Here is a 14,068-nt window from a genome sequence, read left to right on the forward strand (position 1 = left end):
CGTTATCCGTACTGGCCACACAAAAGCGCCGACGCCCGGCCTGCAGTGCAGGACCGGGCGTCGGCGGGGAAGCTACTTTGCGTCGGCCTTCTTGCCGGCACGCTTGCCGTAGCGGGCCTCGAAGCGGGCCACGCGACCACCGGTGTCGAGGATCTTCTGCTTGCCGGTGTAGAACGGGTGGCACTGCGAGCAGACCTCGACGGTGATGTGTCCCGACTCCTTGGTGCTGCGAGTCTGGAAGGTGTTGCCGCAACCACAGACGACAGTGGTCTCGACATACGACGGGTGAATTCCTGCCTTCATGGGTGTCCTCTCGATATTGGCCGCCGGGTCGCCCGCGCAGATCGCGAGGACGTGAACCGGAGCCGACTTAGGCGGGAGGCCTGCTCGTCGGAGCAGACGCAACGACCGCTCAGTATGCCAGAACGGTGGTTACGCTCCCAAAACACCCCAGACCCCCGGTTTGTTCCCGCCCCCTAGGTAGTCCCCGAGCCCTGTTGCCAATTGAACTACTGGCACGCGTTGATCGTGTTCTTACGGAACCCTTAATACAGGTAGTCAACTACTCGTGGATACGAACACCAATGTTCATAGAGTTTTAGGCCTGATGCACATCGGCGTGCCGAGACAGAAGGGAGAACACTGTGAACAGCCGCGTTGCTCTGGCGGTCTTCGTTTCGTTGATTCTCACTGTCGCGGTCGGCTGGTCAACCACTCCGGATCGCCCGGACACCTACGCGTACACGAAACCCACTGCCGCACAGTTCGACCCGGCCACTACCGCCGCGAACAGCGGTAGCCCGGCCGCCACGACCGCGATCATCCTGGCCTTCATGATCGCGGGCGCGGCAGGCATAGGTCTGGCATTCTTCAGCCCGAGAACGCCGAAGGGGAAAGCACGGGGACTCCGCCTCCGCGGAGTCCCCGTTCACTCATTCGTCCAGCGCGCCCGGCGCGGTCTTGCTGACCTGCATCAGGAACTCGAGGTTGTTCTTGGACTTCTTCAGACGGTCGATCAGCAGATCGATCGCCTGGTGCGAGTCCAGGCCGGACAGTACGCGACGCAGCTTGTGCAGCACCGCCGCCTCGTCGGGGCTGAGCAGTAGCTCGTCCTTACGAGTACCGGACGGGTTGACGTCGACGGCCGGGAACACGCGCCGTTCCGCGATCTTGCGGTCCAGCTTGAGCTCGGCGTTACCGGTGCCCTTGAACTCCTCGAAGATCACCGTGTCACCGGTCGAGCCGGTCTCGACCATGGCGGTCGCGATGATGGTGAGCGAGCCGCCGTTCTCGATATTGCGCGCCGCGCCGAGGAACCGCTTGGGCGGGTACAGCGCGGTCGAGTCGACACCACCGGAGAGGATGCGGCCCGATGCCGGCGAGGAGTTGTTGTATGCGCGACCCAATCGGGTGATCGAGTCGAGCAGCACCACAACGTCTTTGCCCATTTCCACCAGGCGCTTGGCGCGCTCGATGGCCAGTTCGGCGACCGAGGTGTGATCTGACGGCGGACGATCGAAGGTCGAGGCGATGACCTCGCCCTTCACCGAACGCTGCATATCGGTGACCTCTTCCGGACGCTCGTCGACCAGCACAACCATGAGGTACACCTCCGGGTTGTTGATGGCGATGGCGTTCGCGATGTCCTGCATGATCGTCGTCTTACCGGCCTTGGGCGGGGAGACGATCAGGGCGCGCTGGCCCTTACCGATCGGCATGATCAGGTCGATGACGCGGGTGGTCAGCTTGTTCGGCTGGGTCTCCAGGCGCAGACGCTGGTTCGGGTACAGCGGGGTGAGCTTGCTGAACTCGGGCCGCCGCTTGGCCGCGTCGACCTCACCGCCGTTCACCGTGTCCAAGCGCACCAGCGGATCGAACTTCTGGCGCTGGTTGCTCTGCTCACCGTCGCGCGGGGCGCGCACCGCACCGGTGATCGCGTCACCGCGGCGCAGGCCGTTCTTGCGGACCAGGTTCATCGAGACGTAGACGTCGTTCGGTCCGGCCAGGTAGCCGGAGGTGCGCACAAAGGCGTAGTTGTCCAGCACGTCGAGGATGCCCGCGACCGGCTGCAGGACATCGTCCTCGCGGATCTCGAGCTCGCGGGCCTCACCGCCGCCGGTGCCACCCTCGCGGTCGCGACCACGACGACGTTCCCGGAACCGGCGTCCACGCCGTCCGCGACCGCTCTCGTCCTCGTCACCGCCACGGTTGGCCTCGCCGCGGCCGCCGCCTTCGCCTCCGCGACCGCTGTTGGCACTGCCGTTCTGGTTGCGGTCGCCGCCCTGGCTGCGCTCGCGGCGGCGTTCGCCCTGCTCCTGCTCCTGCTTGGGCTCGTCACCACGGGCCTCGCCCGCGGCGGCATCGCTACCGGCGCGCGCCTGGTCGCGACCGCGACGCTGCCTGCCGCGACCGCGCTGACCGCCCTCGCGACCGGAATCCTCGGTGGTCTCCGCCGGCGCGGCCTCGGCCTGGGTCTGATCGGACTTCGACTCGGCAGACTTCTCGGCGGCCTTCGGCGCTGCGTCGGCGACGGCCTCCTTCGCGACAGCCTGTTTCGCCGGAGCGTCCTTGGCCTGGGCTTCCTTCGCCGGAGCGGGAGCATCCTTCGCCGGGGCGGAAGCGGCGGGCGTCACGTCGAGGGTGCCCTGCTCGGCCTTCGCCGGCGCCGCCTTGGCGGCGTCCGCATCGGACTTCACCTCGCCTCGCGCGGACTTTTCCGCCTTCGCCGACTTCCCGGCCTGATTTTCCTTGATGGCGGCGATCAAATCGCCCTTGCGCATTCCAGAGGTGCCTCGGATACCGAGCTCCCCCGCGAGCGCGCGCAATTGCGGCAACAGCATTCCAGTCAGCCCCGATCGTGCGACGTCGGTTTGTTCGCTCATCTTCGAAATCTGTCCGGAGTCACTTTCGCGGTCCCCTGTCGGGTTGGAATCCACCCCGGGTGTCGCGAGCAGGTCCGTATCTGTCACGGAAATCCTTTCCTTCCCTCGATTGCCGTGTGCTGTTTCGAGGGTTTCGTCCCGCAGTCCGTGCGTTCTGCCGGACTCGGATGCGAGGGCCGAGCACAAAGCTCGGACCGGCGCTTTTTGCCGTATCACCTGCCCCGCCGGACCGGCGGCTTCGCCACCAATTCCCGAAAGGTGGGAGAGATCATTCCAGTTGCGCAGCTACGCAGCACCCCCATGGCCTGGAGGCTCGAGCCTGGAGCCTGCTGGAGCGATTGCCCTGATGAAGCACCGGCGTCTGATGCGCACGATGTACGGACGTGCTCAGGATAGCTGGCAACCTGGAACATCGGCAAGGCAGACTCGCCGTCAGTGGACCTGGACGCCTTCTGCGAGTCCCGGCTCGACCACGCGGAGCCCGTCGATGGCCGCGAGTTGGCGGAGTTCGGCAGGGAATTCGCTGGTACCCAAGGCCAGCACGGTCGGTCCCGCACCGGATACCGTGGCCGCGATCCCGGCCGCACGCAGCCTGGCGATCCATTCGGTGGTCAGCGGCAGTGCGGGCGCGCGCTGGGGCTGATGCAGACGATCGGCCGTCGCGGGCAGGAGCAGGTCGGTACGTTGCGTCAGGGCGACCACCGCGAGCGCGGCGCGGCTGACATTGAACGCGGCATCGCCATGCGGCACGACCTCCGGCAACAGGCCGCGAGTATGCGCGGTCGAGGAGCGCTCTTCGGGAATCAGCACCACCGGACGCAGCGTGGGATGCGGATCGAGGCGCACCGCACGGTAGACGCGGCCGTGATCGAGCGCCACGGCACCATCGTCGGCGGCGTCGGCAGCGGTTTCGGTCCAGGACACCACGATTCCGCCGAGCACGCTGGCCGCGGCATTATCGGGGTGACCTTCGAATTCCGATGCGAGCTGGACCAATTGGTCACTGCCGATGGCCAATGCCGGATCCAATTTCGCGGCGAGCCCGCAGCCCGCGGCGAGACCGCCGACGACCGCCGAGGCCGACGAACCGAGACCACGCGAATGCGGAATTACGTTGCGGCACACCACATCGAGACCATCGGCCCAGACGCCGGCCGCCTCCAGGCCGCGCTCGATCGCGCGCACCACGAGATGTGAAGGGCCCCATGGCACATCGTCGGCGCCCTCGCCCTCCACTCGGATGGTAAGGCCGGAATCGGTAGTGCGCACCTCGATCTCGTCGTAGATGCCCAAAGCCATACCGAGCGAATCGAATCCGGGGCCGAGATTGGCGCTGGACGCGGGCACCCGCGCGGTCACGGACAGACCGGCGGGCAGCGTCCTCGTCATCAGTTGGCTTTCGCGCGAATTCAACTCAGGCCAGCTCGAGTTCGTGGGCGACCGCGATCGGGTCGACCGGAATCGCCTGCACCTGCGGCATTCCCGCGAGCGCGTTGTCCGGATCCTTGAGGCCGTTGCCGGTCACCGTGCACACGACGGTCAGCCCGGAATCCAGCCATCCCTCCTTGCGCGCGGCGAGCAGGCCGGCGATGCTGGCCGCCGACGCGGGCTCGACGAAAACTCCCTCGGTCGCGGCGACCAGTCGGTACGCCTCCAGGATCTCCTCGTCGGTGGCGGCGCGGAAGGCGCCACCGGACTGCTCCTTGGCCTCCACCGCGCCGTTCCAGGACGCGGGCGCGCCGATCCGGATGGCGGTCGCGATGGTCTCGGGATCCTTGACCGGGGCACCGTTGACCAGCGGCGCAGCGCCTGCGGCCTGCACACCGAGCATGCGCGGCAGGCCGGTGGTGATGCCGTCGGCGTAGTACTCGCGGTAACCGCGCCAGTAGGCGGTGATATTGCCCGCATTGCCCACCGGAAGGGCGTGCACATCGGGCGCCTTGCCGAGCACATCGCAGATCTCGAACGAAGCGGTCTTCTGGCCCTCGATACGGGCCGGATTCACCGAATTCACCAGACCGACGGTCGGGAATTCCGCGGTGACCTTGCGCGCCAGCTCGAGACAGTCGTCGAAATTACCGTCGACCTGGATGATCTTGGCGCCGAGCATGACGGCCTGGGCCAGCTTGCCCATGGCGATCTTGCCCTGCGGAATCAGCACCGCGCAGCTCATCCCGGCCCGGGTCGCGTAGGCGGCCGCCGATGCCGAGGTGTTGCCGGTGGACGCGCACAGCACGGCCTTCTGCCCGCGGTACTTCGCGTCGGTGATGGCCATGGTCATGCCGCGGTCCTTGAAGGATCCGGTCGGATTCAGGCCCTCGACCTTGAGATACACATCACAGCCGGTGAGGTGCGAGAGGTGCGGTGCGGGCACCAGCGGGGTGCCGCCCTCGTACAGGGTGACCGGGTCCCAGTCGGCGGCACCCGCCAGGCGATCACGGTAGGCGGCGATCAGGCCGGGCCACCGCGAGTGCACTCCCGCCTGCGGCGCAACCCCAGTCGTATTCATTCGTTGGTGCCTTCCAATCTCAGAACGCTGGTCACAGATGTGACGGATTCCATTTCCGCCAGGGCGGCGACGGTGTCCGCGAGCGCCGACTCCGACGCGTGGTGGGTGACCACGACCAGGCGCGCACCCTCGCCGTGTCCTTCCTGACGGACCGTGGAAATGCTCACCTCGTGGTTGGCGAATTCGCCCGCCACCTTGGCCAGCACCCCGGGTCGGTCCGCGACCTGCAGGTTCACGTGGTACCGCGTGGGCGTATCGCCGATCGGCGCGATCGGTAGCTCAGCATAAACCGACTCGCCCGGAGCACGGCCACCGAAGAACTTATTGCGCGCCGCCATCACCAGATCGCCGAGCACCGCCGACGCCGTCGGAGCGCCGCCCGCGCCCTGGCCGTAGAACATCAGCCGACCGGCGTTCTCCGCCTCGACGACCACCGCGTTGAATGCGCCGGTGACCGCGGCAAGGGGGTGCTTGCGCGGTATGAGGGCCGGGTAGACGCGCACCGAGACGCGCTCCTTGCCGCCCTCCTCCGGGCTCGGTTCGCCTGGACCCGCGGCCACCCGCTCGCAGATGGCGAGCAGTTTGACCGTGCAGTCCAGTGCGGAGGCGGTCTCGAGATCCTCGGCGGTGATCTTGGAAATGCCCTCGCGGTACACATCGGCCGCGGTCACGCGGGTGTGGAAGGCCAGCGAGGCCAGGATCGCGGCCTTGGCGGCGGCGTCGTAGCCCTCGACGTCGGCGGTCGGATCGGCCTCCGCGTAGCCGAGGCGGGTGGCCTCTTTCAGGGTGATCTCGTAGTCCGCACCGGTCTCGTCCATCGCGGAGAGGATGAAGTTGGTGGTGCCGTTGACGATGCCGACGACCTTGTTCACCCGGTCACCGGACAGCGACTGGATCAGCGGGCGTACCACCGGGATCGCGCCGGCGACGGCGGCCTCGAAATACAGATCGGCGCGGTGGTGCTCGGCGGCGGCGGCGAGTTCGCCGGTGTAGTCGGCCAGCAGTGCCTTATTGGCGGTCACCACGGATTTGCCCGCGTTGAGTGCGGCCAGAATGAGGCGGCGGGCCGGATCGATGCCGCCGATGACCTCGACCACCAGATCGACATCCTCGCGGGCGACCAGCGCATCCGCGTCGGTGGTCAGCAATTCGGCCGGGATGCCGCGGTCGGCGTCCAGGTTGCGCACGGCGACACCGCGCAGCACCACCGGCGCGCCGACGCGCGCACGCAGGTCATCGGCGTGGTCGCGCAGAATGCGCACCACCTCGGTGCCGACATTGCCCATCCCGAGGACCGCGACTCCGATCGGACGATCGGTCCCCCATACGCCGAACTTCGCAGCGTCCGTCATGATTCCACCTCCAGGCTGAGCAGATCCGCCACCGTTTCCCGGCGCAGAATGAGTCGCGGCACACCGCCTCGCACCGCGACGACCGCCGGCCGAGTCAGCTGGTTGTACCGGCTGGACATCGAGTAGCAGTACGCGCCGGTCGCGGCGACGGCGACCAGGTCGCCGGGGCCGACATCGGCGGGCATCCAGGTATCGCGGATGACGATATCCCCACTCTCGCAATGCTTTCCGACGACCCGGGCGACCACGGGCGCGGCGTCGGAGGAGCGCGAAACCAGGCGGCAGTCATAGTCGGCCTGATATAGCGCGGGGCGGATGTTGTCGCTCATGCCGCCGTCGACGCTGACGTAGCGCCTGCGCAGTCCGGCATCGAGCGAGACGTCCTTGATGGTGCCGACCTCGTAGAGGGTGACGGTGCCCGGTCCGGCGATGGCGCGGCCGGGTTCGACGGCGATCTTCGGCTCGGGCAGTCCGGCACGGCTCGCCTCGGTGGCGACAAGCTTGCGCAGGCTCGCGGCGAATTCGTCGAGCGGCGGTGGGTCGTCGTGGGGCAGGTACGAAATGCCAAGTCCGCCACCGAGATCCAGGGTGGCGATCTGCGCGGTGCGCTCGATGCCGAACTTGTCGATGGCCTCGCGCAGCAGGCCGAGCATGCGGCGCGCGGCGATCTCGAAACCATCGATTTCGAAGATCTGCGAACCGATGTGGCTGTGCAGACCGACGAGTCGGAGATTATCGGCCTCGAAGACACGTGCGAGCGCCTCCATCGCATCGCCGCCCGCGATCGAGAAGCCGAACTTCTGATCCTCGTGTGCGGTCGAAATGTATTCGTGGGTATGGGCTTCCACACCGACGGTGACGCGGACGAGCACATCCTGAACGACTCCGGCGCGGCCCGCGATGGCCTCCAGGCGCTCGATCTCGATCAGCGAGTCGACCACCACATGCCCGACACCCGCATCGACCGCGGCCCCCAGCTCGGCGACCGATTTATTGTTGCCGTGCAATGCGATTCGGTTCGCGGGGAAGCCCGCGTGCAGCGCGACGGCCAGTTCGCCGCCGGAGCAGACATCGAGAGAAAGGCCCTCGTCGCGAATCCAGCGGGCGATCTCGCCGCACAGAAATGCCTTGGAGGCGTAGTGAACTCGCGCGTCCGGGCCGAAGGCGGCGACCATATCGCGGCAGCGGGAACGAAAGTCGTCCTCGTCGACCACGAACAAGGGCGTGCCGAACTTCTCGGCGAGCTCGTGCACCGGCACATCGGCCAGGTGCACGACACCCTCGGCATCGCGAGAAGCGTTGCGCGGCCATACATTCGCGGGGAGATCGATCATCTGTCTCGGATCGCTCGGACGCTCCGCGAGACTGGGTGCGTGTGGAATATCTGCATGCCGCGGACCGGCGGGATGGACGCTCACGACTCCACCTCGCTGACGCTCGGCTCCGCCGTGACCGTCCGAGACGCGGTGTCTATGGTTCGCTCGCTGTGCTCGCTCACTACATTCGCTCCGGTGCACTAACGCCGAGCAGCTCGAGGCCGTTGCTCAGCACCTGACGGGTGGCATTGGCCAGGGCCAGCCTGGCGGCATTGGTCGGCGTGACGGGTTCGTCGCCGAGGGGCAGTACGCGCAGGTTCTTGTTGGTCTGGAACCGGTGGTAGGCACCGGCCAGTTCCTCCAGATACCGCGCGACGCGGTGCGGTTCGCGCAGGCTCGCGGCGCTGGCGACGGCACGCGGGTATTCGCCGATGGTGCGGATGAGTTCACCCTCTTCATCCGCGGTGAGCAGACCGAAATCCGGTGTCACCGTGTCGTATTCGAATTCGGCGGCGTTGCGCGCGATGGACGCGGTCCTGGCGTGCGCGTATTGCACGTAGTAGACCGGGTTCTCGTTGCTCTGGCTGGTCCACAGGTTCAGGTCGATATCGATGCTCGAGTTCACCGAGCTGCGCACCAGCGAGTACCGGGAGGCGTCGACGCCGATGGCCTCGACCAGATCGTCGAGGGTCACCACGGTGCCTGCACGCTTGGACATTCGCACGGCCACACCGTCTTTGACGAGATTCACCATCTGTCCGATGAGCACCTCGACGGTGGCCGGATCATCGCCGAAGGCGGCCGCGGCGGCCTTCAAACGTCCGATATAGCCGTGATGGTCCGCACCGAGCATGTAGATGCACAGATCGAAACCGCGCGAACGTTTGTTCTGGAAGTAGGCGATATCACCGGCGATATAGGCGGCATTGCCGTCGCTCTTGAGAACGACGCGGTCCTGATCGTCACCGTATTCGGAGCTGGCGATCCACCAGGCGCCGTCCTTTTCGTAGAGGTCGCCGGAATTCTTGAGCTTGGTGACCGCCTGTTCGACCGCACCGGATTCGAATAGCGAACTCTCGTTGAAGTACACATCGAAATCGGTGCCGAATTCGTGCAGCGATTCCTTGATATGGGCGAACATCAACTCGACGCCCTCGGCACGGAAAAGTTCGAGCTGCTCGTTTTCTGGCAGCGTCGACGCCTCGGGGTGCGCGGCCACGATCTCGGCGGCGATCTCGCCGATGTATTCACCCGCGTAGCCGTTTTCCGGGGTCGGCGCGCCGGTAGCGGCGGCGACCAGGGATTTGGCGAAGCGGTCGATCTGCGCGCCGTGGTCGTTGAAGTAGTACTCGCGGGTCACGTCGGCGCCCTGCGCGGCCAGAATGCGGCCGAGCGCATCACCGACGGAGGCCCAGCGGGTGCCGCCGAGATGCACCGGACCGGTCGGATTGGCCGACACGAATTCCAGATTTATCCGGGTGCCCTTCAGGGTGTCCGAGGTGCCGTAGGCCGCGCCCGCGGTCGATACCTGCTGCAGGATCGCGCCCTGCGCGGAGGCGGCGAGCCGGATATTGAGGAAGCCGGGACCTGCGACCTCTGCGGTATCGATGGCGTCCGTGGTAGCCAGCGCCTCGGCCAGCCAGGTCGCCAACTCGCGCGGATTCGTTCCGGCCTTCTTACCTACCTGCATGGCCACATTCGTGGCATAGTCGCCATGTTCCGGATTACGGGGGCGCTCCACGTTGACCTCGTCGGGCAGGACCGCAGGGTCCAGTCCACGTTCGACAAGCACCTTCGCCGCGGTCGCGCGAAGGAGATCTGCAAGGTCAGCTGGAGTCACGAGTCTCTATCCTATGGTCTGGGCAGGTGTACGCCTCGAGTGGGCACCTCGGCGGAGCCCTCCGCAACCACCCAGCACCGTGGATCAATACGTGGAAAGAGCACAGCGAGCATGCCGAGCAGCACGAGCGCCAAATCGGCCAAGGCCGTCCGGGCCGCAGGGAAGGTCGCACCGTCGCGGAAAAAAGGCGGCGGCAAGGTTCCGATGGGCAAGGGCCCGTTGAAGAAGCGCCAGATCCCCTGGTTGGTCATCGGAGCCGCCGTGGTGATCATCGCATTGATCGGTGCGCTCGCGTTCAGCCTGGTGCCGAAGTATCGGGACAAGGCCGAACTCGAGAAATTCACGCCGAGTGCACAGAAGAAGGATCCATCGGATCAGATCGCCGGAGTGACCAAGAAGGACTACCCGGCGGGACTGCACGTCGCGGGTACGCAGCGCGTCGCGTACGACCAGACCCCGCCGTTCGGCGGTCCGCACGATCAGGTCTGGGCGAACTGCATGGGCGTGGTCTACAGCAAGCCGGTCCGGGTCGAGAACGCGGTGCATTCGCTCGAGCACGGTGCGGTGTGGATCGCCTACAACCCGGACAAGGTCGACGCGGCGGGCATCGACACGCTGAAGCAGAAGGTCGAAGGTAAGCCCTTCACGTTGATGTCGCCGTTCCCCGGACTTTCCTCGGCGATATCGCTGCAGTCCTGGGGGCATCAGCTGAAGCTGGACAGCGCCGACGACAAGCGGGTCAACCAGTTCATCACCGCCTTGCGCGCGAACCAATACGCCTACCCCGAGGTGGGCGCGAGCTGCTCGAACCCCGCGTTCGACGCGAACAACCCGACACCGTACGACCCGACCCCGCCCGGACCGGATGCGGTGCCGATGGACGGTAAGGGCCTGTCGCAGGACCGGACCGAACTCGGCGGGGTCTCGGGTGGTCTGCCCGGTATGCCGAACATTCCGGGTGTGCCGAATATCCCGGGCGTGCCCGGCGGAATTCCGACCCTGCCGACGGAAGGCCAGTAGATGCCCGTGGATACCGAGATCGAGCCTGACGTGGCGAGCGATTCCACGGGTTTGGCCGCACAGGCACGGCGGCAGCGCACTCCGCTGCTGGTGCTCGGCGCGATCGGCATCCTGCTGATCGGTTTCGCGGTCGGCGTGCTGGCCCGGCTGCCGCTGGACAGCAATAGCGAACCCGATCCCGGCACAGTCGATATCGGATTCAGCCAGGACATGTCGGCACACCACGCGCAGGCCGTCGAAATGGCCGGTATCGCGCTGATCGCTTCCACCGATAACGATGTGCGCAGGCTGGCCTACGACATTCTGACCACCCAGCAGGAACAGATCGGCCGGATGCAGGGCTGGCTGCAGATGTGGGGTAAACCGAACCAGAATGTGGACGGCTATATGGGCTGGATGACCGAACAGCCGGGCCATTCGCATTCCGGTGCTACCACCGACCACGCGATGTCGGGACCATCGGCGTCCATGCCGGGCATGGCGACCACCGCGGAAGTAACCGCGCTGCGCCAGGCCACCGGTCCCACGCTGGACACGATGTTCCTGCAGCTGATGCTGCGCCATCATCAGGGCGGACTCTCGATGACCGAATACGCCGCCCAGCACGCCGAAACCACCGCGGTGCGCACACTCGCGGCCGCCATGGCGACCACTCAGCAGGGCGAAGCACAGCTCATCACCACCATGCTGACCGCCCGCAACGCGAAACCACTGCCGCAGAACTGATCGATCGCATCGGGCCGGGTACCGAAACTCCCCGGCCCGACACACTTTTTGGCGGACGCCCCGCAATGCGATACGCTTGGCCCCGCCCGAACGGCCGCCCCCACCGGCACCGTTCGAAACTATCCCGCCCTCGTAGCTCAGGGGATAGAGCGTCTGCCTCCGGAGCAGAAGGCCGCAGGTTCGAATCCTGCCGAGGGCACCAAAGGCCATCTACCAAAATCACTGGTAGATGGCCTTTTTCATGGCCGGACCATACGTCTAATCGAGTGTCCGCGATTATCCGTGATATGCCGCCTTCGACCGATGCAAAGTGCACGTGGGGTGCACGCCGAGGCACATGTTCCCCGGTGCGTATCGCACGGTTGTTGCACGGGCGCGGCCCGACGACGGGACCGCACGCACGCTGGTCTACGGCGGCACTCCAGCGACTTCTCGAGTGTGATTTGTCTCAGGATTGTCCCGGGATTGTCCCGGGATTGTCCCGGGACGCGTTAGTCCTGTCGAATCCAGGACACTCCCCCTCGATATCACGTTGACCTGCACCTTCGGTGCAGGCTCTCCCCTCACCCGCTCCCGATTCTCTATGGCTTCGCTGTTCATAGAGAATCGGGAGCGGGTGAGGGGAGAGCCAGTGGTAGTCAAGTCTGTGGATTTTGTGATGAGTTGAGATGTGGTGTGGGGGACCATAAAGAGGGGTTAGGTAGGTTGTTGCGTCAGGCGCGGATGTTGCGTTTAGAGCATCGGGTGGTCCAGTCGAGTGCGTAGGCGACAGTTTCAAGCACGCAAGTGCGAAATACAGGAGCCAGGTAGCGCGCGTACAGATAGTCCGGAGGAACTGGTGACCACAACAGGGAGGTTGGCGTTAGCCGGTTTGATGCCTAGCCATCAAACCGGTGTGTCCAGTTTTCTAGACGCATGATGCGTCATGGTGAACGGTCGGCGAGAGCCGAGCACTCGGCTCCCTTTGCCTATCACACGGTTGTGATCGGGTACTCGTTCACGATCACGGTTCTTTCAGCGGGCCAGACGTTCTCAGCAACCTCAAGAACGGTGCCGTCTTCGGCTGTCGCGCAATGAACGACGTGAACTACGGGTGAGCCAGGGGCAAGCTCCAGTACCGCCAATTCGTCGGCGGTAGCCAGCCGAGCTATCAGGCGGTCCCGAGCCCTTGCGTACCGCTTCCCCGATAGTTCCTCTATGCAGAGGAACAGCGCCTTGGGTACGACCGTGGGTTCTTCCAGGTACGTCCCGGCCGCGAACTCCATTGGTATGTAGCTCGCTCCAATCTCTTCCGGGCGGCCGGTGTCTTTGTCGAACAGGTGCCGGCGGCGCACCACAACCTGCGTCGTGCCCTCCGGGAACAGATCCGCAACATGGATGGGAAGTGGCTCAACACCTGCAGCAACGATCTCGTGTCGCAGGTGTGGGGTGAGCAGCTTCTGGTCCGCTCTCGCCCGCCCATAGTGCCGCCAGCCCGATCGTTGTAGACGATTTGTCTCCTTGACGAACGACCCGATCCCCTGACGGGACTGAATAAGTCCTTCCGAGCGAAGCACGCCGAGGGCCTGACGGACTGTCGGCAGGCTGACGTTATACCGTTCGGCCAGTTGAGGTTCGGTAGGCAACTGCTGGCCCGGACCCAGTACGCCCTCTGCGATCTCGCGCCGCAGCAGATACGCGATTTGCCGATATTTCGGAGCATATGCGCTGGTGTTGTCCACGTGTGCCCTATCTCTGCGCGGGTTCGCATCCACTCAGATTCTAAGTCTTCACGAAGACTTGACCTCCTTTAGCCCTCATGCTCTACTGTTAACCGTAGTCTTAATGAAGACTTGAAGACTACGGGCCGCAGTCGTCTAGCGGGGCCAAAAAAAGCTCCCCGGTGATTAGCCGTCACCGGGGAGCCGAGACCGAAGCAGTTACCCGCTGCTTCAGCATTCATCCACTTCAGATGGGATAGGAGTCCCTGAAGCATGTCCAGTGTAGAACGATCCGGCGATGCCTCGAATGGGTCAGCTCGTCGGCAGCCAGGCCACCCCACGGATAGGCCGGGCAGGCCTGGGGTTGGGGAGCCGGGCACTGTACTGAAATCGCTTCTGCGGGAGCGGCACCTCCAGACAGTCACGGCATTCAATCGCGAATACGACCGACTCGCGAGGAAAGTCGGCGCCGACGACCTGGTCGGCCACGGCCCCAAGAAGGCGCAGTTCTATCGATGGCTCTCTGGGAATATATCGAGCCTGCCCTATCCGGATCACTGCCGGATGTTGGAGCTGATGTTTCCTGGTACCTCGGTTGAAGAGTTGTTCACACCGTCGACAGTCCAGCCGCAGCGGCCCGCACCGAGCGTTCCGGAACGAGGAGCGGTACACGACCACGGATTCCGCATCGGCGCTCGAATCAGGAACCGTGCAGCTGTCGAA

General features: G+C 65.3%; 11 protein-coding genes and 1 tRNA gene. 3 read left to right on the forward strand and 9 right to left on the reverse strand.

All coding sequences use genetic code 11. The features are described from left to right. Window positions 1–72: 72 nt before the first annotated feature. The 8 genes from rpmE to argS form a co-directional block, all read right to left on the reverse strand. A complete protein-coding gene (gene rpmE, locus ACQPYR_RS37805) occupies window positions 73–303 on the reverse strand; it encodes a 50S ribosomal protein L31 (protein ID WP_387294037.1) in 231 nt (76 codons plus the stop codon). 430 nt (window positions 304–733) lie between these two features. Beyond that, a complete protein-coding gene (locus ACQPYR_RS37810; protein ID WP_433599478.1) occupies window positions 734–856 on the reverse strand; it encodes a hypothetical protein in 123 nt (40 codons plus the stop codon). Window positions 857–932: 76 nt separating this feature from the next. After that, window positions 933–2,969, reverse strand: a complete 2,037-nt coding sequence (gene rho / locus ACQPYR_RS37815) for a transcription termination factor Rho (protein WP_433624130.1) — start codon at window positions 2,967–2,969, stop codon at window positions 933–935. A gap of 345 nt (window positions 2,970–3,314) precedes the next feature. Next, window positions 3,315–4,271 carry a homoserine kinase gene (gene thrB / locus ACQPYR_RS37820; protein WP_433624132.1) on the reverse strand — a complete coding sequence of 319 codons (957 nt, stop codon included), beginning with the start codon at window positions 4,269–4,271 and terminating at the stop codon, window positions 3,315–3,317. Window positions 4,272–4,296: 25 nt separating this feature from the next. Then, window positions 4,297–5,391, reverse strand: a complete 1,095-nt coding sequence (thrC, locus tag ACQPYR_RS37825) for a threonine synthase (RefSeq protein WP_433624134.1) — start codon at window positions 5,389–5,391, stop codon at window positions 4,297–4,299. Next, window positions 5,388–6,743 carry a homoserine dehydrogenase gene (locus ACQPYR_RS37830; protein ID WP_433624136.1) on the reverse strand — a complete coding sequence of 452 codons (1,356 nt, stop codon included), beginning with the start codon at window positions 6,741–6,743 and terminating at the stop codon, window positions 5,388–5,390. Before ACQPYR_RS37830 ends, thrC begins: the two co-directional genes overlap by 4 nt. Continuing rightward, on the reverse strand, window positions 6,740–8,161 hold the full coding sequence (gene lysA / locus ACQPYR_RS37835) for a diaminopimelate decarboxylase (protein ID WP_433624138.1): 1,422 nt from the start codon (window positions 8,159–8,161) through the stop codon (window positions 6,740–6,742). The genes ACQPYR_RS37830 and lysA overlap by 4 nt, the downstream gene beginning before the upstream one ends. Before the next feature lie 79 nt (window positions 8,162–8,240). After that, entirely contained in the window at window positions 8,241–9,899 is a 1,659-nt protein-coding gene (gene argS / locus ACQPYR_RS37840; protein ID WP_433624140.1) for an arginine--tRNA ligase, read from the reverse strand. Between the two features lie 111 nt (window positions 9,900–10,010). On the opposite strand from argS, the gene ACQPYR_RS37845 reads away from it, so the two are divergent. The 3 genes from ACQPYR_RS37845 to ACQPYR_RS37855 all read left to right on the forward strand — a co-directional run bounded on the left by ACQPYR_RS37845 (window position 10,011) and on the right by ACQPYR_RS37855 (window position 11,847). Next, complete coding sequence (locus ACQPYR_RS37845; protein ID WP_433624142.1) at window positions 10,011–10,919, forward strand: DUF3105 domain-containing protein; 909 nt, start codon at window positions 10,011–10,013, stop codon at window positions 10,917–10,919. Continuing rightward, complete coding sequence (locus ACQPYR_RS37850) at window positions 10,920–11,645, forward strand: DUF305 domain-containing protein (RefSeq protein ID WP_433624144.1); 726 nt, start codon at window positions 10,920–10,922, stop codon at window positions 11,643–11,645. Window positions 11,646–11,771: 126 nt separating this feature from the next. Next, window positions 11,772–11,847 (forward strand) — tRNA-Arg (locus ACQPYR_RS37855). Window positions 11,848–12,616: 769 nt separating this feature from the next. On the opposite strand, the gene ACQPYR_RS37860 is transcribed toward ACQPYR_RS37855, so the two are convergent. After that, complete coding sequence (locus ACQPYR_RS37860; protein ID WP_433624146.1) at window positions 12,617–13,366, reverse strand: GntR family transcriptional regulator; 750 nt, start codon at window positions 13,364–13,366, stop codon at window positions 12,617–12,619. Window positions 13,367–14,068: the final 702 nt, after the last annotated feature.

It is taken from the genome of Nocardia sp. CA-120079 (genome assembly GCF_050955745.1).
Taxonomy (GTDB): domain Bacteria; phylum Actinomycetota; class Actinomycetes; order Mycobacteriales; family Mycobacteriaceae; genus Nocardia.

What these genes read in the sequence shown, in the direction of transcription:
- ACQPYR_RS37830 (WP_433624136.1), bottom strand. Translation starts at nt 6,743, where the DNA reads ATGACGGACGCTGCGAAGTTCGGCGTATGGGGGACCGATCGTCCGATC.
- thrB (WP_433624132.1), bottom strand. Translation starts at nt 4,271, where the DNA reads ATGACGAGGACGCTGCCCGCCGGTCTGTCCGTGACCGCGCGGGTGCCC.
- ACQPYR_RS37810 (WP_433599478.1), bottom strand. Translation starts at nt 856, where the DNA reads ATGCCTGCCGCGCCCGCGATCATGAAGGCCAGGATGATCGCGGTCGTG.
- ACQPYR_RS37845 (WP_433624142.1), top strand. Translation starts at nt 10,011, where the DNA reads ATGCCGAGCAGCACGAGCGCCAAATCGGCCAAGGCCGTCCGGGCCGCA.
- ACQPYR_RS37850 (WP_433624144.1), top strand. Translation starts at nt 10,920, where the DNA reads ATGCCCGTGGATACCGAGATCGAGCCTGACGTGGCGAGCGATTCCACG.
- thrC (WP_433624134.1), bottom strand. Translation starts at nt 5,391, where the DNA reads ATGAATACGACTGGGGTTGCGCCGCAGGCGGGAGTGCACTCGCGGTGG.
- rpmE (WP_387294037.1), bottom strand. Translation starts at nt 303, where the DNA reads ATGAAGGCAGGAATTCACCCGTCGTATGTCGAGACCACTGTCGTCTGT.